At 60.3% G+C, this 20,672-nt stretch carries 14 protein-coding genes and 2 pseudogenes; 9 read left to right on the top strand and 7 right to left on the bottom strand.

The window, feature by feature from the left end; translation table 11 throughout:
* Positions 1–123 precede the first annotated feature (123 nt).
* The gene (locus ACGJAX_RS11390; protein ID WP_390958948.1) at positions 124–1,743 is read left to right on the top strand and encodes a glutamate synthase-related protein; all 1,620 of its coding nucleotides are present in this window, start codon (positions 124–126) and stop codon (positions 1,741–1,743) included.
* Between the two features lie 24 nt (positions 1,744–1,767).
* Here ACGJAX_RS11390 and ACGJAX_RS11385 read toward each other — a convergent pair whose 3' ends face one another.
* The 3 genes from ACGJAX_RS11385 to ACGJAX_RS11375 are packed head-to-tail and all read right to left on the bottom strand — an operon-like array spanning position 1,768 to position 4,590.
* A complete protein-coding gene (locus ACGJAX_RS11385) occupies positions 1,768–3,276 on the bottom strand; it encodes a glucosyltransferase domain-containing protein (protein ID WP_390958946.1) in 1,509 nt (502 codons plus the stop codon).
* A 1-nt stretch (position 3,277) separates the two neighbouring features.
* Positions 3,278–4,219, bottom strand: coding sequence for a glycosyltransferase (locus tag ACGJAX_RS11380; protein ID WP_390958944.1), 942 nt, complete (start codon positions 4,217–4,219; stop codon positions 3,278–3,280).
* A complete protein-coding gene (locus tag ACGJAX_RS11375; protein WP_090316690.1) occupies positions 4,216–4,590 on the bottom strand; it encodes a GtrA family protein in 375 nt (124 codons plus the stop codon). Before ACGJAX_RS11375 ends, ACGJAX_RS11380 begins: the two co-directional genes overlap by 4 nt.
* A gap of 249 nt (positions 4,591–4,839) precedes the next feature.
* Here ACGJAX_RS11375 and ACGJAX_RS11370 point away from each other — a divergent pair, with 249 nt between their 5' ends.
* The 4 genes and pseudogenes from ACGJAX_RS11370 (at position 4,840) to ACGJAX_RS11355 (ending at position 11,355) form a co-directional block, all read left to right on the top strand.
* Entirely contained in the window at positions 4,840–5,979 is a 1,140-nt protein-coding gene (locus ACGJAX_RS11370) for an OpgC domain-containing protein (RefSeq protein ID WP_390958942.1), read from the top strand.
* A 266-nt stretch (positions 5,980–6,245) separates the two neighbouring features.
* A complete protein-coding gene (locus tag ACGJAX_RS11365) occupies positions 6,246–9,365 on the top strand; it encodes a transglycosylase domain-containing protein (RefSeq protein ID WP_390959847.1) in 3,120 nt (1,039 codons plus the stop codon).
* Positions 9,366–9,535: 170 nt separating this feature from the next.
* Positions 9,536–11,035: pseudogene (locus ACGJAX_RS11360) on the top strand (dermonecrotic toxin domain-containing protein); the annotation flags it as partial.
* A gap of 32 nt (positions 11,036–11,067) precedes the next feature.
* Complete coding sequence (locus ACGJAX_RS11355; protein ID WP_390958938.1) at positions 11,068–11,355, top strand: NEL-type E3 ubiquitin ligase domain-containing protein; 288 nt, start codon at positions 11,068–11,070, stop codon at positions 11,353–11,355.
* Here ACGJAX_RS11355 and ACGJAX_RS11350 read toward each other — a convergent pair.
* Together ACGJAX_RS11350 and ACGJAX_RS11345 are read right to left on the bottom strand one after the other, a co-directional pair.
* Positions 11,271–12,722, bottom strand: a pseudogene (locus tag ACGJAX_RS11350) (TcfC E-set like domain-containing protein); the annotation flags it as partial. The gene ACGJAX_RS11355 and the pseudogene ACGJAX_RS11350 sit on opposite strands and share 85 nt — an antisense overlap.
* 110 nt (positions 12,723–12,832) lie before the next feature.
* Positions 12,833–13,309 (bottom strand): CS1 type fimbrial major subunit, encoded by a 477-nt coding sequence (locus ACGJAX_RS11345; RefSeq protein ID WP_090316659.1) that lies wholly within the window; start codon positions 13,307–13,309, stop codon positions 12,833–12,835.
* A 501-nt stretch (positions 13,310–13,810) separates the two neighbouring features.
* On the opposite strand from ACGJAX_RS11345, the gene ACGJAX_RS11340 reads away from it, so the two are divergent.
* Positions 13,811–14,386: a PadR family transcriptional regulator gene (locus tag ACGJAX_RS11340; protein WP_247257982.1), complete on the top strand. Its 576-nt coding sequence runs from the start codon at positions 13,811–13,813 to the stop codon at positions 14,384–14,386.
* Complete coding sequence (locus tag ACGJAX_RS11335) at positions 14,383–15,168, top strand: siderophore-interacting protein (protein WP_390958936.1); 786 nt, start codon at positions 14,383–14,385, stop codon at positions 15,166–15,168. The genes ACGJAX_RS11340 and ACGJAX_RS11335 overlap by 4 nt, the downstream gene beginning before the upstream one ends.
* A 104-nt stretch (positions 15,169–15,272) precedes the next feature.
* Here the strand turns inward: ACGJAX_RS11335 and ACGJAX_RS11330 are convergent, their stop codons facing one another.
* Positions 15,273–15,932: a Pr6Pr family membrane protein gene (locus ACGJAX_RS11330; RefSeq protein WP_390958934.1), complete on the bottom strand. Its 660-nt coding sequence runs from the start codon at positions 15,930–15,932 to the stop codon at positions 15,273–15,275.
* A gap of 14 nt (positions 15,933–15,946) precedes the next feature.
* Positions 15,947–16,177 (bottom strand): VF530 family DNA-binding protein, encoded by a 231-nt coding sequence (locus ACGJAX_RS11325; RefSeq protein WP_007985772.1) that lies wholly within the window; start codon positions 16,175–16,177, stop codon positions 15,947–15,949.
* A gap of 367 nt (positions 16,178–16,544) precedes the next feature.
* Here ACGJAX_RS11325 and ACGJAX_RS11320 point away from each other — a divergent pair, with 367 nt between their 5' ends.
* Positions 16,545–17,927: a carbohydrate porin gene (locus ACGJAX_RS11320; RefSeq protein WP_390958932.1), complete on the top strand. Its 1,383-nt coding sequence runs from the start codon at positions 16,545–16,547 to the stop codon at positions 17,925–17,927.
* A gap of 212 nt (positions 17,928–18,139) precedes the next feature.
* Positions 18,140–20,551: a membrane-bound PQQ-dependent dehydrogenase, glucose/quinate/shikimate family gene (locus ACGJAX_RS11315; RefSeq protein WP_390958930.1), complete on the top strand. Its 2,412-nt coding sequence runs from the start codon at positions 18,140–18,142 to the stop codon at positions 20,549–20,551.
* The last annotated feature ends 121 nt before the right edge of the window (positions 20,552–20,672 follow it).

Raw genomic sequence — 20,672 nt, 5'->3', positions numbered from 1 at the left:
ATCGTGAACGATAACGCGGGAAACCTGATGCCCCGTGGTGTTCTCTGGTTCATCGCCAGCAGGCTCGCGCCTACAGTGATTTGCGTTTAGCCGAATAATTGAGTCCGAACCCAAGGAAACCGTATGAGCCTGTCGCTGCTGAGCCGCTACGCCTTCTTTGCCGTCTGCGTGATATTCACCCTCGCCAGTCTGCCCTTTCTCGAACACGACTGGCTGTGGCCGATCACCGCTGTCACGGGCGTACTCAGCCTGATCGGTGTTTTCGATTTGCTGCAAAGCCCGCACGCGGTGCGCCGTAATTACCCGATCCTCGGCAATATTCGTTACCTGGTCGAAGCCATTCGCCCGGAAATCCGCCAGTACCTGCTCGAATCCGACAGCGACGCCCTGCCCTTTTCCCGGGCCCAGCGTTCGCTGGTCTACTCCCGCGCCAAGAATGAAAGCGCCGACAAGCCGTTCGGCACCCTGATCGACGTGTATCAGTCGGGTTTCGAGTTCATCGGCCATTCCATGCGTCCGGCGCCGCTGAGCGACCCCAGCGGTTTCCGCGTGATGGTCGGCGGCCCGCAATGCACCCAACCGTATTCGGCGTCGGTGTTCAACATTTCGGCCATGAGCTTCGGCTCGCTCAGCGCCAACGCCATTCGCGCGTTGAACCAGGGCGCCAAACTCGGCAACTTCGCCCATGACACCGGCGAGGGCAGCATCAGCCCGTATCACCGCGAACACGGCGGCGACCTGACCTGGGAACTGGGCAGCGGCTACTTCGGTTGCCGCACCCCGGACGGACGTTTCGACCCGGAACGCTTCGCCGCGCAGGCGCAGACGCCACAGGTGCGGATGATCGAAATCAAGATGAGCCAGGGCGCCAAACCGGGCCACGGCGGGATTCTGCCCAAACACAAGGTCACCCAGGAAATCGCCGATACCCGCGGCATCCAGATGGGCGAAGACTGCATCTCGCCGTCACGCCACAGCGCGTTTTCCACGCCGATCGAAATGATGCATTTCATCCAGCAGTTGCGTGAACTGTCCGGCGGCAAACCGGTGGGCTTCAAGTTCTGCCTCGGTCATCCGTGGGAGTTCATGGGGATCGCCAAGGCCATGCTGGAAACCGGCATCCTCCCGGACTTCATCGTGGTCGACGGCAAGGAAGGCGGCACCGGCGCCGCGCCCGTCGAGTTCACCGACCACATCGGCGTGCCGATGCGCGAAGGGCTGCTGTTCGTGCACAACACCCTGGTGGGCCTGAACCTGCGGGACAAGATCAAACTCGGCGCCAGCGGCAAGATCGTCAGCGCCTTCGATATCGCCAGCGTCCTGGCCATCGGAGCCGACTGGGCCAACTCGGCGCGTGGCTTCATGTTTGCCATCGGCTGTATCCAGTCGCAAAGCTGCCACACCAACAAATGCCCGACCGGCGTTGCCACCCAGGACACCTTGCGCCAACGGGCGCTGGTTGTGCCGGACAAAGCCCAGCGCGTCTACAACTTCCACCGCAACACCCTCAAGGGCCTGGCCGAGATGCTCGCCGCCGCCGGCCTCGAACATCCGTCGCAGTTGTCGGCCAGGCACCTGGTGCGGCGCATGTCGGCGACCGAGATCAAACTGTTCTCGCAGCTGCATGTGTTCCTGAAGCCGGGCGAACTGCTGACCGGAGAAGTGAACGGCGAGTTTTACTCGCGGATGTGGCAAATGGCGCGGGCCGACAGTTTCGAGCCCAATGAGGTCGCGGCTGCCTGACCGCCACGGCCTCGTCACTGCGCTTCACCAATGAAGCGTTTTGATCGGGGCCGGTTCTTTCATCACGATAAAGCCGTAATCACCGATCAGGTAGATCCGGTAGAACTGGCTCTCCACCAACGCGGGAAAGCCTTGATACCCCACCTTCGTCGCGTTACGTCGTTCCTTCTCCGCAACCACGTTGGTGATGCCCACCGTGGGCAGGTTTTCAGCCAGCATGAAGAAGTCGGTATTCAGCAGATAGTGCAACACCGGCATGTGCTTGAACGAGCCCGAGGCCCCCGCCAGCCAATGATCGGAATAAGTCACCGACAGGTAGATGCGCTTGGCCTCGCGCAATGCCCGATGGCTGGCGATGTCGTACTCAAGGCTGTACAGCGCGCTGCTGGCGAAGGTTTTCTGCTGCGTCAGTACCCGGCCATAGGCGAACGACAGTGACAGCATCGCCACCAGCGGCACCACCAGCAGCAGCGGAAATCGCTCGTGCAGGGGTGCCAGTGCCAGATGAGCCAGGTAGAACATCAGCACCAGCAAGACGGCGAAGCCCATCAAGGTTCTGGCGCCTTCGTTGAAGTCGCGGAAAAACAGGGCAACACCCGACACCAACAGCAGCACGATGGGCACGCACAGCACACACAGCAGGCCGATCAACCATTTCACCGGCCCACTGTCCGGACGCTGCACAACCCGTGAACCCAGGTGAACCGCACCGACAACGGCGCACAGCAACAACCCGGCGAACACCCAGGCAAATCCGCCATGGAACAACAACACCACCTTTTCCAGCACCCGACCGATGTTGATCTGGATTTGCAGCAAGGGATGCGCGCCCCAGTTCAGCAACTGCGTGCGCCGCTCTCCCATGAAGGGGTAGGCGCTGACGCCGTAGATCAGCCAGCCCAGCATGACCTGAGCGAGCTTCCAGCCGATCAGGCCGCCCCACTGCGGCCAGGCCACTTTGTCGTTGGCGGCCCGCAGCACCTCCAGGCAACACAGGCCGAGAAACACATTGAGGCTCACCTGATACAGCCCGAGCGCCAGTGCAATCAGGAACGACGGCACCAGCCATTGCACATTGCGCGAGGGGTGGCGAAAGGTGATGGCGTAGATCACCGCCACCACGCTCAGGACCATGATCGGGCCGTCGTAGTGATAGGACAGGTTTTGCAGGAAGAACGGGTTGTACCAGAGCGGCAACAGCACCAGACAGCTGGCGACCGTCGGTTGACGGAAGTAATGAAAGGTCAGGCTGGTCAGTGCCGAGGCCATGGCCACGGTCGCGATCAACAGCGGCAACGGAAAGATGTTCGGCGCGGCGTTGCTGAAGGTCAGCAGGTTATAGAACAGCTCGGCGAACAGCCGCCCCTCTTCGGCCCAGGCCATCCCCGCCGACAGCGAGCGCCAGTTATCATCAATGTAGGGGTAATCCGCCAGGATCAGCGGCAACACATACAAAAAGGTCGCCAGCAGGAAAAACAGCCAGACCTGTCGGCGTCCGAGTTCCCTGACGAAGAAATCACTGAATCTGCCCATGCTAAGGCCCATGCCTGCTTTTGCCGCCGACGATGTCTTTGACCACATAGCGCGGCCGGTGCTTGGACTCGATGTAGATTCGGCCGATGTATTCACCGAGGACGCCGATGCCGATCAACTGCACACCGCCAAGAAACAGAATGGCGGTCATCAACGACGGATAACCGGGCACGCTGTTGCCGAAGAAAATCTTGTCCAGCACCATGTACACCGCGTAAAGCACGGCGAAGATCGATACGCAGCCACCGACGTACGTCCATAAGCGCAGCGGCACGGTGCTGAACGAAGTCACGCCTTCCAGTGCCAGGTTCCACAACTTCCAGCCGTTGAACTTGCTGTCCCCCGCCACCCGCCTGGCCCGCTCGTATTCCACCACGACGCTGTTGAACCCGGCCCACGACAGCACGCCCTTCATGAACAGCTGATGCTCGGGCAAGGCGCGAATCACGTCGACCACCTTGCGGTCCATGAGGCGGAAGTCACCGACGTTCTCTTCGATCCGGGTGTACGAAATCCGGTTCAACAGGTGATAGAACAGCGAGGCACTGTGGCGTTTCAGATAACTGTCGGTGGCCCGATTGCGACGCTTGGCCAGCACCACATCGGCGCCCTTTTGCCATTGCTCGATCAACAAGGGAATGACGCTGATCGGGTCCTGCAGGTCGACGTCCATCGGGATCACCGCATCGCCGGTGGCATATTCCAGGCCGGCGAACAGGGCGGGCTCCTTGCCGAAATTGCGCGAGAAATTGATCAGCATGACCTGATCGTCCGCCTGCGCCAGGGCTGTGGCCTGCTCGCCCGTAAGGTCTGAGCTGCCATCATTGATGAAGACGATCTCTACCTCGGTCCGGTCAAGCCTCAATTCACGACGCACCGCCTGGTAAAACAGGTTGATCGCCTGTTCTTCATTGAATACCTGGACGATGAGCGACACTTTCATGCTTCACGCTCGCGAAACACCACGTACTTGGAAAACAGGAAGCCGAACACCAGGCTTAACGCCGAAAACAGCGCCACGGTCAGCAGGCCGTGCAGCCGCCATGCGTCACCGAGGTGCCCGACGCCCAGGCTCAGCGCGCCCATCGCCACAAGAAACAACAGATAACCGCCCACCGAGGCCTTGGCATCGAAGGTGTACAGCGCATTCATGTAGAACGAAAACGAGGCCGCCACGCAGAAGGCTGCAAGATTGCTGGCAGCCTGAGTCAAACCGGCCGCCACGCTGAGCAGGAAAAAGATCTGCCAGTGAATCAACGTGTTTGCAACGCCAATCACCGTGTAGCTGGACAAGCCTTTCCACACCCGTCTCATGCTGACAACCCTGTGTTGGAACCTGGTACATCCACAGTCATTTGAGCTTGTCTACTGTCAGAAATCACAGGTATCGCAGCCTTTCAGACCAGCGGTTAAACGCTGCCACCACGCCACGAGACATTCCGAAATATCCCGCCTTTGCATTTGCCGGCGAATCACGCCACCCTGCGCGCCGCCGATGTGCGGGCGCAACCTTTCGCCCTTCCCGGACTCCTTTGTTCAACACCCGTTCAAGAGCCTGATGTCATGACGTTAGAGCGCGATCACCGGATCGACTTTTTTCGTGGCCTGGCACTGATCTTCATTTTCTGGGATCACGTGCCCCACAACCCTCTGGGTCAAATCACCCTGCGTAACTTCGGTTTTAGCGATGCTGCCGAAGTCTTCGTGTTTCTGGCCGGTTATGCGGCAGTGCTGGCCTACGGCAAAGTCCTCGCGCGCGAGGGGTTTCTGATTGCCTGCGTGAAGATCCTGCGCCGGGCCTGGGTGCTCTACGTGGTGCATATTTTCCTGTTGGCGATGCTGATGGGCATTGTGTTCTTCGCCAACAGTCACGTGGAGACCCGGGATCTGGTAGAGGAAATGGGCATGCACCACTTCATCGCCAGCCCGCAACAGGCCCTGATCGATGAACTGCTGCTGCGCTTCAAACCGAACCTGATGGACCCGCTGCCGCTGTACATCGTATTGCTGGCCGGGTTACCGCTGGTACTGCCGCTGCTGGTGCGCAAGCCCTGGGCGGTGGTGGCGGTGTCATTGACGGTGTACCTGCTGGCGCAGTGGCTGGGCTGGAACCTGGCCGCCATCAAGGACGGCGTGTGGTACTTCAACCCGGTCGCCTGGCAGTTGCTGTTCGTGCTCGGTGGTGCGGCGGCGATTCACTCACAGCGCCCGCGCTTGCCCGAGCCCCGACCTTTGATTCGCCAGCCGTTGTTCATGACGGCAGCGGCATACGTTGTGGTCGCCGGTGTGCTGACGGTGTTGTGGCGCTGGCCGCAGATCCACGACGCGCTGATGCCGGCCGGCCTGAGTAACCTGTTGTACCCGATCAGCAAGACCAACCTGTCACCCGTGCGCCTGCTGCACTTTCTGGCGCTGGCCTACGTCACCGCAAAACTGCTGCCTGACAGCGGCTGGACGCAAAACTGGCTGGCCCGGCAAAGCTGCCGCATGGGTCGTTTCTCCCTGGAAATCTTCTGCCTGGGCGTGCTGCTGGCGCCCCTGGCGGACATGGTCAATGCGATGACCGACGATGCCTTCGCCATGCAGATCTTCACGGCGCTGGTGGGGGCGGGGTTGATGGCGTTGCTGGGGGCCTGGCTGGAGTTCAACAAACGCTTGAATCAGACCATTAAAAGATCACAGGCGGTATCAGTGCCTGCCTGAGGCAATTACTTGTGGCGAGCGAGCCTGCTCCGGGCGGCGTTCCGACGCTGGAGCGCGAAGCGGCCCCAACCCCTGTCATCGGGTTATGTCTGACTGAACCGGTTGACTGGTGTTCGACTGCTGCGCATTCGAGCCGGACCAATCTCCCTCGCCACAGAAATCAGAAGAAACCCGATAGTTGGAGGTTCACAATTTTTTCACCATCGCCAACCACCGTCTAAGCTTCAGACAAGTCAGATCAATCTGCGTGAATGGATCAGTCGACTATGGGCGCGTTATGGCAAACCGATTCGAGTAAAACTGTGGTCCCGACTGAACGTGTGGATGAAGCGCCTATACCTGAAAAACCCCGTCGCAGCCGCATCAAGCACGGGTGGAAGGCGTTCTGGTTGCTGATATTGATCATTGCGATTGTCGTAGGCCTGGCGGCGTCCAAGGAGATGCGCACGTCGAGGTTTCAAGCGCGAGAGGTCAGCAAGTTTGCCGGAACCCTGAGTTATGAACTCAAACCCGGCCCCAGTGACGCCATTCGCTACCCCGGCGCCGGTCCGTTCGACCAGCGTCTGGGCTACAGCTCGCTGGGTGAGTTCCTGCCCCGTCTGCTCAAGCGCAATTTCGTCATCGAAGCGCAAACCCGCTTTTCCCCGGCACTGATGAGCTACGCCGACAAAGGCCTGTTCGTACCCTACGCCGAAAAAATCCAGGCCGGGTTATCGATCACCGATTGCCGCGCCGCGCCGTTGTACCAATACAACTATCCGCAACAGCTTTACTCCAGCTTTGACTCCATCCCGCCGGTGGTGGTCAACAGCCTGCTGTTCATCGAGAACCGTTTTCTGCTTGACCCCAAACAACCCCTGGCCAACCCCGCCGTGGACTGGCCGCGTTTCGGCATGGCGGCATGGTCCCAGGTTGCCAAAATGTTGCATGTGCCTGGTCAATCGGCCGGCGGCAGTACCCTGGCCACTCAGCTGGAAAAATACCGGCACTCGCCCGATGGCTTGACGGTCAATGGCGCGGAAAAAATCCGCCAGATGATTTCCGCCACCGTGCGCGCCTATCAGGCCGGGCCACAGACCCTCGCTGCCCGGCAGAACATTGTTCGCGACTACCTCAACAGCGTGCCGCTGTCAGCCGTGCCCGGCCACGGCGAAGTGCACGGCATGGCCGAAGGCTTGCGGGTGTGGTACGGCTCCGATTTCAACCAGGCCAACGAGGTCCTGACCAGCACTGCGACGGACCCGAAAACCATGGCGGCGAAAGGTCTGGCCCTGCGCGAAATGTTGTCATTGATGATCGCCCAGCGCCGCCCTTCCCATTACCTGACCAAGGGTCGCGACGAACTGGTCGACCTCACCGACAGCCACATTCGCCTGTTGGCACAAAATGGCGTGATCGACGCGCCGTTCGCCGCCGCCGCATTGGCCAGCAAGGTGACCTACCGCGACTGGGCCACCCAGCCGACCATTCAGCCCATCGAAGCCAACAAGGGCATCAGCGTGGCACGCAGCCGCCTGGCCGGGATGCTCAATCGTCCGCTCTACGACCTCGACCGCCTCGACCTCTCGGCCACCAGCACCTTGCAAAATGAACTGCAAACCCAGGCCACCGAGTACCTGAAAAAACTCGCCGACCCGGCCTTCGCCTCGCAGATTGGCCTGATCGGCGAGCATCTGTTGACCCCCACCAGCACCACGCAAGTGCGCTACAGCTTCACCCTGTTCGAATTGACCCCGGACGGTTCGCGGGTGCGGGTGCAGACCGACAGCACCGATCAACCGTTCGACATCAATGAAGGCAGCAAACTGGAACTGGGCTCCACGGCAAAAATGCGCGTGCTGACCACCTATCTGCAGATCATTTCCGAGTTGCACGATAAATATGCCGGCATGACCATCCCGGAACTGAAGAAAGTCGACGTGCCGGAACAGGATCACCTGACCCGCTGGGTGGTCGATTATCTGATTCAGAACAAGGACCGCAGCCTGCAGCCCATGCTCGGTGCGGCGCTGGACCGCAAGTATTCCGCCAGCCCTGGCGAAGCGTTTTTCACCGGTGGCGGATTGCACGTGTTCCATAACTTCCGCAAGGAAGACAACGGCCGCATGCCGACCCTGCGCGATGCCATTCGCGAGTCGATCAACCTGCCCTTCATTCGCCTGATGCGCGACCTGGTGCGCTACACCACGTATTCGGGTCCCAACAACAGCTCCGAACTGCTCAAGGACGACAACGACCCGCGTCGCCAGGAATACCTGGCTTCGTTCGCCGACCGCGAAGGCACTTCGTTCCTGCTGAAATTCTGGAAAAAGTACAAAAACAAGGACACCCAGGCACGGCTCGATACCTTCCTCGACGGCATGCGCCCAACGCCGATCCGCCTGGCCGCCGTGCACCGTTACCTGCTGCCGCTAGCCAGCCAGGAAAGTTTCAACACATTCGTACGCTCGAACCTCAGTGGCGCCAAGCTCACCGAAAAACTGACCGATGATCGCCTCATCCGGCTCTACGACAGTTACGGCCCCGGCAAATACGACCTGCCGGACCAGGGCTTCATCGCCAAGGTTCACCCATTGGACCTGTGGATGATGGGCTACTTGCTGCACAACCCGGACGCGACCTTCAGCCAGATCGTCAAAGCCAGCCAGTTCGAACGCCAGGAAGTCTACAGCTGGCTGTTCAAGAGCAAACACAAGGGCGCCCGTGACAGCCGCATTCGCACCATGCTGGAAATCGAGGCCTTCCTCGACATCCACCAGCGCTGGCAAAAAGTCGGCTACCCGTTCGACCACCTGGTGCCGTCGCTGGCAACCGCCATCGGCAGCTCCGGCGACCGTCCCGCCGCGTTGGCCGAGCTGATTGGCACCATCCTCAATGACGGTGTACGCATGCCGACCCTGCGCATCGACAGCCTGCACTTCGCCGCCGGCACGCCCTATGAAACCAAACTGATCAATGACCCGGAGGTCGGCAAACGGGTGATGCCATCCGAAGTCGCCACCGCCATGCGCGACGCCCTGTCGCAAGTGGTGGATGCCGGCACCGCGAAACGGGTCGCCGGCACGTTCAAACTGCCCGACGGCAAGCCGCTGGCCATGGGCGGCAAGACCGGCACCGGTGACAACCGCATAGAAGCCATCGGTTCCGGCGGACGGGTCCTGAGCTCCAAGTCCCTCAACCGCACGGCGACTTTCGTGTTCTACATCGGCGATACCCACTTCGGCACCCTGACCGCTTTCGTGCCGGGGCGCTCGGCGGAGGCCTTCACCTTCACCTCGGCGTTGCCGGTGCAGGTACTCAAGGGCATGGCGCCGATCCTGACCCCTTACTTGCAACCGGGCACCCATACGATGTGTCAGCCAACCCAGGTGACCGCCGGCCGTTGAGCGATGGCCAACGGCTGAACCGGGTGGCGGTACATATGTATTTTTCACTCCTTGATTTTTGGAGAGTCGAGCCGCACCCGGCACCTTTTACAACCAATCTTTGAGCTTTTTTTGCGCCACAGGCCTACCTAGTCTGGTCGTCCGAATCATGATCAAAGGACGATCAAGCAATGCCCACGACCCCCTCGGCGATTCAGGGATCCGACCCGCTCGACATCGCCCCGCTCGATAAAAGCATCCACTTCCATCAGGTCAAAAAGGCGATTCCTGCCTGGCTGCTGAACACCTCGCCATCGCGTGTGGACGACCTGAAATCGGTCAGGCTGACGCTGCCCGACTGGCACAGGAAGGCGTCAACACTCGCTCACCGCAAGTTGAAAAAAGCCAACCAGCTCGGCTGGACCGCGCAGAACACGGCGGATACGGCACTCAAGGATGTGAAGGATATTTCCGACTTTGCCAAACCCCTGCTGCAGAACGCATTGAAAGACCGCTTCGACGTCGAAGACGATGTCGAGGAAACCTGGCTACGGCTCTATGCCCCGGTGACGACGGCTTGGTGGGTGCATGACTTCTCCGGCGGAACCACCAGCCGCACGGTCTCGCTGCTGGACGCCGCGCTGCATAACTTTTCCCGGGACGAAACCTTCACCGAGGACTCCGAGTTCATCACCCGCCCCGACACACGCGGGCATTTCAACGTCAAACCGCTCAAGCCCAAAGTGAGCATCGAGCAGTTCAAGGCCCTGTGTCGCGAACTGGACATCGGCGCCCGCTATCAACAGCACTTGAATGACGTTTTACTGCCAGCCGACAAAACGGCGAGCAATGTCCTGCGCCACAAAGTCGTTCAGAGCCAGAAAAGCGCACTGAATGCCGCCGCGTACATGGCCCTGATGAAGAACGACGTCGACCAGGCGGCCTTTGACGTGGTGCAAGGCATGCTCAACGACCGTTCGCGGCTGGAGTGGAACGGCAAACCCGTCGGCTATTACAACCTGTCGATGATGGACACACGCCTGAGCGGCATCATCCTGATCGCGTCCGATACCTCCAGCGCCAGCGGCCCGGTCCCGGTGATTGCCTATGTGCCCCACGATCCGCTGCACCCGCTCAAGCAATACCCCTCCTCACTCGATTTCATGGCTGAACTGACACGCCAGTTGCGCGATGGCGAATCCGCCAACAGCTATCAACGCTTCTTCAGCCAATTCGTGCCCCATGAGCAACGGGGCCATTTCTTTGCCGGATTGAACGCGCGCCTGAGCACCGTGAAATGGCAGCCGGCCCCCGCAGGTTCCAACTTGCCGAGCTGGCGCGAAACGCCTGTGGATAAACCCAATCTGCAATTCAGTGTGTCCAGCATCAAGATCGACCGGGAGACGACCTTCAACAATGACCTGTGGGGCTATCGCTACCGGCAGACCCTGAACAAGGTTTTCAACGATGCCCGGGAAATCGCCATCTCCACCGAATACGCCGACCGCATGGCTCGCTGGGCCTGGTGGGACAACCTGGAAAAAATGCTCTCGGACATCCTCAACATTGCCTTGCTGGTGGCGACGCCCTTGGTGCCGGGCCTGGGGCCATTGATGCTGGCGTATACGGCCTATCAACTGACGGATGGCGTGGTCGAGGGCCTTGTCGATCTGGCTGAGGGACGCCTGTCAGCTCCAATTACAGCGCGGAACACTGGAACGACGTGCCCGGCTGGGGCATTGACCGGGCCAATCACTGGTCGGAGCTGGCCGATGAGCCCCAGGCACAGGGCTTCCTGAAAGTATTGCTCGAAACCCAACTAAGCAAAGACTTCAAGGCCGGCGGCCCGGCCAAGGATCAACTGGTGCAGCGTGTCTGGCGCATGCTCGATGCCGTGTACGTCGACACGTCTCTGCGGGAAAAGCTGTTCAGCGCCAGCGATGAATTGCTGGTCTGGCCGGTGAACACATTGCGTTGGCGCACGCGGGTGCCGTCGGGCAGCGTGTCGTAGGTGTTGGTGGTGTCGAGCCAGCTACGGCTGTGGCTGATCACCAGGCTGCCGGCACCATAGTTGTACAGACCTTGCAGGTCGGCACCGGTGCCGTGGTCTTCGGTCTGGTAAAGGTTGGCGTAGACACTGGTGCTGTTGCCCAGGGTCCAGTCGATGGAGCTGCCGTACTGGAGCTTTTCCCGCACCTGGCGTGCCGACAGGCCGAGTATCACCCGTGGGTGCAGCAGATAGTTGATCGAGGCGCCCGCCGTGGCATCGCCACTGCTTTGTTGATCCCAGTTGCTCAACAGTTTGCTTTCCTGCCCGGCGAACAGGTTGTAGCGCCAGCGCTCATCGTGGTTGCGCCAGTTGTTCGGCTTGTAGATCAGCTCCTGAGTGGTCGAGGTGACTTGACCGTCCTCGATCAGCCGTACTTCCACTTCGTAAATGCCGCCAGGCAATGGCCGGGTGTCGAGGGTCTGCAAGCCGGCCGGGACCGACTGTGTATTGATCAACAGGCCATCGCGGTAGATCTCTACCGAGCCCTGACGGTTGGCGGTGACATAAACCGGGTACACGCTGGGTTTCGGACTGTCGATGGCCAGACTGTCGGAGCTGCCATACATCACGCCCACGGCGGTGTCGGGGCTGGTGCCGAACGAACGGGGTTGGCGCGTCAGGCCCTCGGAATTGGGCGTGAAGTAGCCCAGCCGGAGGAAACTGCCTTCCAGTTCGCGCTGAGTGAAAAGCTCATGCACCGCGTGGTAGGTCTTGTCATCCGGCCCGCCCAGACGTGCCAGTTGCATGTTGAAGGTCTGGCTCCAGTTGCCCAGGCTGCCGCTGGCTTCCAGACCGAAACGACCGCCCAGGTCTTGATCCTGGCCACCGTTGAGATTGAGTTGGTTACGCACCATCAGGCCGCTGCTGCCGCCTTCGGGTTGATCGTGGAAACGCTTGGTTTCGCTGTCGCGCTCGGCATTTTCGGTGACGATCGACAGCAATGAATTTTCCAGGTTGTAGTGCACCGCCAGCATTTGTTCCGGGCATTGCCCCGTGCAGGCACCCAAGGCGACGCCGGGCTTGAGAATATCCGCCCAGGTCTGGCGCTCCCCGGCACCGAAACGGCTTTCACTGGTATCGGTGAAATCGAGCAATGTCACCCGGTCATCGCGGGACAAAACAATCATCGCCTCGCCGAGCGGTTGCTGATCGAGTTCGACCCGAACCGCCAGCGGAACGTCGAAGAAATGCTCCTCGAACTCTGACGGCAAGCCTTTGGCCTGGGCCAGCAAACTTCGTGGCGTATTATCAACGGAAGTGGGCGCCGCAAATGCACTGCTACATAACAGCAACGCAAGCGCTGCCGCGATGGGCGTCATCGGGAACATGAACAAGTACTCTGATTACGAGAAAGTCAAAGCCCGGTCGACAGACAGATATGTTTGTCGACCGGTTACGCTACTTGAAGCAAGTAAGCGTTTTACCGTTGAGTTTTAACTTAGACGGAAGGTTCAACCACCAACATGACGACGCCGGTATAGTCGCCCGCATCAGGTTTGCCACCGACCGCACTGACTTTGAACGGCGCGCGATAACGAGTATTGGACTCGGTGTCGCCAACAACTTCTTGCGAAGTAGTTGTCAGCGCCTTGCCGTTGAGTTCGACTTTCAAATCGATGGTCTTGTTACCGGCAATCAGCTTCGGCACGCCTTCAAGTCGGGCGTTTACCTTGCCGGCGGTGTGGAGGACATCAAAGTGCCCGTCGACGGTTCGCATCGAACCGGTAGACGGGTTGTAGCTCATGTCCTGGTCTTTGTTGACCAGATCAGAATCCACCGGAACCGCGTAGAAGTCGTCGGCCGGAACGTGGGCAATCAGGTTGATGGCGTGCTTGGCTTCAGTGGCGGCAAACGCCATGGAAGAACTCAGTGCCAGAACAGCCAGAGGAGCAGCGAACGCGATTTTCTTGAACATCTTTCAGTACCTGTCTTTTAAAAAGGATTAACGCAGAAAGTTCAAGTTGAGCAAAACCGTCACGAGCAGCTATTTGCTCAGCTGAACTTTCAACGCCGAAAGATGATCGATCAATTTATCTGGAAAGTAAGCAGGAACGTTCCTGCAAGTGCGTAGCCAAAGTGCTATCAAGGCAGAAAGAAAAAAATCGATATTATTTAAAATGGAATGTCTTACTGTAAGAGAAATACTACAAATCGCACACTAACGAAAATGACTCGCAGATACTAACGAAGTTGCTTCTGTAAGACCAGTACCACAAGTCCCGCCTTTTAAAGGCCAAACCATAACATTAGAGAGTTAACACTAATTTAAACTTTTTCACCCGTTTTGGTCACACTTTTTTTGCGGTCTTGGCGGGCTCATCGGCTCGACGCTCGGGACGGCCACTGATCGGGGGGGCTTGCCTTTTTCTTAAGATATATCTTAAGTTGTATCTAAACACGACGAGAGAAAGCACAAATGAGAGACCATCATTCCCCCCACCGCGAGCACGGCGATGGCCGCGACGGCTTCGAGAAACGCCCCGGCCGCGAGCGCGGTGGCCGCGGTCCACGGGTCTTCGCCCCTGGTGATCTGAAATTGCTGTTACTGGCGCTGATCGCCGAACAGCCTTGCCACGGTTACGACCTGATCCGCCAGATCGAAGGCATGTTCGACGGCGCCTATAGCCCAAGCCCCGGCGTGATTTACCCGACCCTGACCTTTCTGGAAGAGAGCGAAATGATTCAGGGCGACGCTGAAGGCGGGAAAAAACGCTATTGCGTGACCGATGCCGGGCGTCAATTCCTGGCCGAGCAAGCTGTTGCCCTTGAAGGTGTGCGAGTGCGCATCGATGTCAGCAAACGCTCCCTGCGCGGCCATGATCGTCCGCCGGAAATCCACGAGGCGGTGCACAACCTGCGCCACGCCCTGCAACTGCACCACGGTCGCTGGAGCGCGGAAGAAATCCGGCGTGTCGCCGCCCTGCTCAACGACACCGCCAAAGCCATCGTCGACGGCCCTGCCGTTCAAGCTGTCCAGGAGAAAGCCGAATGACTGAAGTTGTTACCCAAAGCATTCATCGCGTCATGCACGAAATCAAACGCCGTCGCCTGGAAGTGTTGCGGGTGGTCGACCTGACGCCGCGCATGCGCCGGATCACCCTGGGCGGGCCCGAGCTGGCGGGTTTTGTCAGCCTTGGTACCGACGATCACGTCAAACTGCTGTTCCCGCAGAACGCGGCGGAACAGGCCGCGCTGGAAACCCTGGTGCTCGGCGCCGGCAAAGGCGATGGGCCGATGCCAGCCATGCGCGACTACACCCCGCGTCGCTATGACCTGGATACGCTGGAGCTGGACATCGACTTCGTGCTGCACGGCGACGGCCCTGCCTCGACCTGGGCCGAACAGGCCAAACCGGGGCAGTTCCTGCACATCGGCGGGCCGCGCGGTTCGATGATCGTGCCGGACATGTTCGACAGCTATCTGCTGATCGGCGACGAAACCGCCCTGCCCGCCATTGCCCGGCGTCTTGAAGGCTTGCCGGCGAACCGCCGCGCGCTGGTGATCGTCGAGGTGGAAAACGGCAAGGAGCAGCAAGTGCTGCAGAGCGCTGCCGAGGTCAATGTGATCTGGGTACTGCGCGAGGGTGGCAAGGACCATTTGCTGAGCACCGTGCGGCAGATCAAGGTGCCCACTGGCAGCCTGTATGCCTGGGTCGCGACCGAGACCAAGGTGTCACGACAGATCCGTCGGGTGTTGCTCGATGAGCACGGGCTGGACGAGCAGTTTGTCAAAGCGGTGGGTTACTGGCGGCTGGATAACACTGACGAAGAGTGACCGGCTTTAGGGCCCCATCGCGAGCAGGCTCGCTCCCACATTGAATCTATGTGCAGCAAACCTTTGTGGGAGCGAGCCTGCTCGCGATGGCGATGCCACAGACACTACAAATTCAGCCCCTTGGCACGGCGTCGCAGCCACCCATCCAATCCAATCAACAGCAACGCAATCAACACAAACCCCGCCAACAATCCCCCGGCATTGATGAACACCTGTGGATAACCCAGCTTCTCCACATCAATGAACGGATAGGGATAGACCGCCAGCACATGCCCGCGCCACAGCGAATAGCCGAAGTACAGCAGCGGATAAATCGCCCACCGCGCGATGTGCCCCAGCCGCAACCGGCCCTTGGGCACACACCACCACCAATACACCAGAAACAGCAGCGGCATGACGTCGTGCAGCAGCTCATCGGCCAGCCATTGCCAGCCTTCGGGGTGCCACAAATGGCGCAGCAACAGGTTGTAGGCGATGCCGACCACGGCGATGCTCACGGCAATGCCGCTACTGACCGACGGCTGCAGAAACCAGCGCCGCGCCGCCGACTCGCGGGACGTCAGTTCACAGGTCAGGACTGTCGCCACCAATGTGTTGCTCAGTACGGTGAAGTAGCTGAAAAAACTCATCAGCCCACCCAGCAGGCTGGCGCCCAGGGTCCACCGCGAGTAGAAAATCAGGTACATCTGGATGCTCAATCCGGCCCAGCCCAGGACCGCTGCCACGGCAATAAAATGACGACGCGCGCCTGACCCGGTCGCCATCGGGTTGACCCTGTTCAGAGCGGGCGCTTGGTGCGCATCAGTTTCACGTAGAGGCGCTCGACCTTCTCCCGTGCCCAGGGGGTTTTGCGCAGGAACGTCAGGCTCGACTTGATGCTCGGGTCACTCTTGAAGCAGCGAATATCAATACGCTCGGCCAGTCCCGACCACTCGTAGTGTTCAACCAGGGCGTTGAGGATCTGTTCCAGGGTCACGCCGTGCAGCGGGTCAGTATTGTGTTCGGTCATGCCGGGCCTTCAAGCAGAGTGAGGATTGGAAGCCGCGCACCTTAGCCGAGGGCTTCTTCGGGTGGAAGCGATCTATCAAATGTAGGTGATCCTGGGATCTTGGGATCCTGTGTGCGAGCTTGCTCGCGATAAACGCAATGACACCGCAGGGCATCTGGTTTTACGCGTTTTCGTTCAAGTCCATCGCGAGCAGGCTCGCTCCTACAATTGTTACCGAATCCGAAAGAATTCATCTCAACAAAGCGCTTTCTCTATTTGTAACAGAACATTATCCTTGCGCCCGCCTTAGCTGAAACGCTTCCGCCGATTCGCATCACGTCCTGCTGATTCCGATTATTCCCAGAAAAAGATCAAGAATTCCCCCTCTATGCCTGATTTCAAACTTCCGAAAGACAGCGCTGTCTTAATGCCTGTTACCTGCCGAAAAGCCCTGAACCTGATCGGCGGATTGACCGTGATGAGCCTCGCCACCTGCGCCCAGGCCGCTGCGGCCTTTGATGGCGACTCACCGTGGATGCTCGGCGACTGGAACGGCACGCGTACCGAACTGGCGGAAAAAGGCTACGACTTCAAACTCGATTACACCGGCGAAATGGGCAGCAACCTGCACGGCGGCTACGACCACGATCGCACTGCGCGCTACAGCGACCAGTTCGGCCTCGGTACGCATCTGGATCTGCAGAAGATCCTCGGCTGGAACGACGCCGAATTTCAGCTGACCGTGACCGAACGCAGCGGCAACAACATCAGCAACGACCGGATCAACGATCCGCGGGTCGGCGGCTTCACCTCGGCCCAGGAAGTCTGGGGCCGTGGCCAGACCTGGCGCCTGACGCAGATGTGGTATCAGCAGAAGTTCCTCGACCAGGCACTCGACATCAAGGTCGGCCGCTTTGGCGAGGGCGAGGACTTCAACAGCTTCCCTTGCGACTTCCAGAACCTGGCGTTCTGCGGCTCCCAGGTCGGTAACTGGGCCGGCGGCATCTGGTACAACTGGCCGGTCAGCCAATGGGCCATGCGGGTCAAATATCACCTGACATCCGAGCTGTACGCGCAGGTCGGTGCTTATGAGCAAAACCCGTCGAACCTCGACCGCGACAACGGCTTCAAACTCAGCGGCAGCGGCACCCAGGGCACGGTCCTGCCGGTGGAACTGGTGTGGACGCCGAAGCTCAACGGCCTGCCCGGCGAATACCGCGCCGGTTACTACTACAGCAGCGCCAAGGCCACCGACGTCTACAAGGACAGCAACGGTCAGCCCGCAGCCCTGAGCGGCGAGGCCTACCGCAGCGCGTCAAGCAAGCACGGTGTATGGCTCGGCCTTCAGCAGCAGGTCACCAGCGTCGCCAGCGATAACACCCGCGGCTTGAGCCTGTTCGCCAACGGCACGATGCACGACAAGAAAACCAACGCCATCGACAACTACGTCCAGGCCGGCCTCGTCTACAAAGGCCTGTTCGATGCCCGTGCCAAGGATGACATCGGCTTCGCCCTGGCCCGCGTCCACGTCAACCCGGCGTACCGCAAGAATGCCGAGGCGACCAATCAGGCCCATGCCGTTTTCGACTACGACGACCCGGCCTTCCTGCCGCCCCAGGACACCGAATACAGCGCCGAACTTTATTACGGCGTGCACGTCACGAACTGGCTCACCGTGCGCCCGAACCTGCAGTACATCCGCCATCCCGGTGGCGTGGACCAGGTCGACGACGCGCTGATTGGCGGGATCAAGGTCCAGTCGTCGTTCTGACCAATGCCACAAACCCTGTAGGAGCGAGCCTGCTCGCGATGGTCGTCAACGATAACGTTGGTTGCCTGACACCCCCGGGTAGTTCTCGGGTCCATCGCGAGCAGGCTCGCGCCTACAGGGATCACCGTTTTTATCTGAACCATGCCCGCGCGGGATCGTCATCTACAGTGAACTGACGCGGGACTATTTGAAACGTCACGGAGAATCACACTATGAGCACTGATGGTGCCTTGGGTCGAAGCCGGATATGGCCGACCCTGCTCGGCATACTGCTTCTGCTAATGGGTCTGGCCATGCTGGCCGGGGGAATCAAGCTGAGCATGCTCGGCGGCTCGCTGTACTACCTGCTGGCCGGTATCGGCATCGCGCTGACCGGCGTGCTGCTGATCGCCGCCCGTCGCGCGGCACTGGGCCTGTACGCGCTGGTGCTGTTCGCCAGCACGGTGTGGGCCTTGTGGGAAGTGGGCCTCGACTGGTGGCAACTGGTGCCGCGTCTGGCACTGTGGTTCGCCCTGGGCGTGGTGATGTTGTTGCCGTGGTTCCGTCGTCCATTGCTGCGTGACGGCCCCGCGACACTGGGCACCGGTGCGTTGAGCGTGGCCGTGGTGCTGGCCGGTGCGACCGCCCTTGCCAGCCAGTTCACCCACCCCGGTGAAGTCTTCGGCGAGCTGGGCCGCGACAGCGCTGACATGACCAGCACGGCGCCAGCCATGCCCGAGGGCGACTGGCAAGCCTATGGCCGCACCGAATTCGGTGATCGCTACTCGCCGCTCAAGCAAATCACCCCCGGTAACGTCGGCAAGTTGCAGGAAGCCTGGCGTATCCGCACCGGCGACCTGCCGACCGCCGATGACCCGGTGGAACTGACCAACGAGAACACGCCGCTCAAAGCCAACGGCATGCTCTATGCCTGCACCGCCCACAGCAAGGTACTGGCGCTGGCCCCGGACACCGGCAAGGAAATCTGGCGCTTCGACCCGCAGATCAAGAGCCCGGTGGGCTTCAAGGGTTTCGCCCACATGACCTGCCGTGGCGTGTCGTACTACGACGAAGCGGCCTACGCCAAGTCGGAAAACGCCGCATCGGCCGTCATCTCCGAGGCCGGCAAAGCGGTGGCCCAGGCTTGCCCGCGTCGTCTGTACCTGCCAACCGCCGACGCTCGCCTGATCGCACTGAATGCCGACACCGGCAAGGTCTGCGAAGGCTTCGGCAATAAGGGCGTAGTGGACCTGACCCAGGGCATTGGCCCGTTCACACCGGGTGGCTACTACTCCACCTCGCCGGCCGCGATCACCCGTGACCTGGTGATCATGGGTGGCCACGTCACCGACAACGAGTCGACCAACGAGCCGTCCGGCGTGATCCGCGCCTTTGATGTGCGCGACGGTCACCTGGTGTGGAACTGGGACAGCAACAACCCGGACGCCACCGAGCCTTTGGCACCGGGTCAGATCTACAGCCGCAACTCGGCGAACATGTGGTCGCTGGCCAGCGTCGACGAAAAACTCGGCATGGTTTACCTGCCGCTGGGCAATCAGACGCCCGACCAGTGGGGCGCGGACCGCACCCCTGGCGCCGAAAAATTCAGCGCCGGCCTGGTCGCTCTGGATCTGGCCACCGGCAAGGTGCGCTGGAACTACCAGTTCACCCACCATGACCTGTGGGACATGGACGTCGGCAGCCAGCCAACCCTGCTGGACATGAAGACCGCTGACGGCGTGAAACCTGCGCTGATCGCGCCGACCAAGCAAGGCAGCCTGTATGTCCTTGACCGTCGGGACGGCACGCCGATCATTCCGATCCACGAAATCCCGGTCCCGCAAGGCGCCGTGAAGGGTGACCACACCGCACCGACCCAGGCCCGTTCGGAACTGAACCTGCTGGCCCCGGAACTGACCGAAAAAGCCATGTGGGGTGCCAGTCCGTTCGACCAGATGCTGTGCCGCATCCAGTTCAAGCAACTGCGTTACGAAGGCCAGTACACTCCGCCGTCGGAACAGGGCAGCCTGATCTATCCGGGTAACGTCGGCGTGTTCAACTGGGGCGGCGTGTCGGTCGACCCGGTTCGCCAGATGTTGTTCACCAGCCCGAACTACATGGCCTTCGTCTCGAAGATGGTGCCACGCGCCCAAGTCGCGGCCGGCAGCAAGCGCGAGAGCGAAACCGCTGGCGTGCAGCCGAACACCGGCGCCCCGTACGCGGTGATCATGCACCCGTTCATGTCGCCGTTCGGCGTGCCGTGCCAGGCGCCGTCCTGGGGTTACGTGGCCGGTATCGACCTGACCACCAGCAAAATCGTGTGGAAACGCAAGAACGGCACCAGCCGCGACAGCTCGCCGCTGCCGATCGGCCTGCCCCTGGGCGTGCCAAGCATGGGCGGCTCGATGGTCACCGCCGGCGGCGTCGGCTTCCTCAGCGGCACCCTGGACCAGTTCCTGCGCGCCTATGACGTCAACACCGGCAAGGAACTCTGGAAGTCGCGCCTGCCGGCCGGCGGCCAGGCGACACCGATGACCTACACCGGCAAGGACGGCAAACAATACGTGCTGCTCGTGGTCGGCGGTCATGGTTCGCTGGGGACCAAGATGGGCGACTATGTGATTGCGTATAAATTGCCGGAATAAGATTTAGCGGCAGTAAAACGAAAGGCGACGCCCGTGAGGACGTCGCCTTTTTTTGTGGCCGCAGATTTCAAAGCTCCACATGTCCCCTGTAGGAGCGAGCTTGCTCGCGATGGTGTGTCAG

It is taken from the genome of Pseudomonas moorei, from assembly GCF_042846945.1.
Classification (GTDB): domain Bacteria; phylum Pseudomonadota; class Gammaproteobacteria; order Pseudomonadales; family Pseudomonadaceae; genus Aquipseudomonas; species Aquipseudomonas moorei.
The sequence above is the reverse complement of the archived record's forward strand: the minus strand, read 5'-3'. Positions and strand labels throughout refer to the sequence as shown.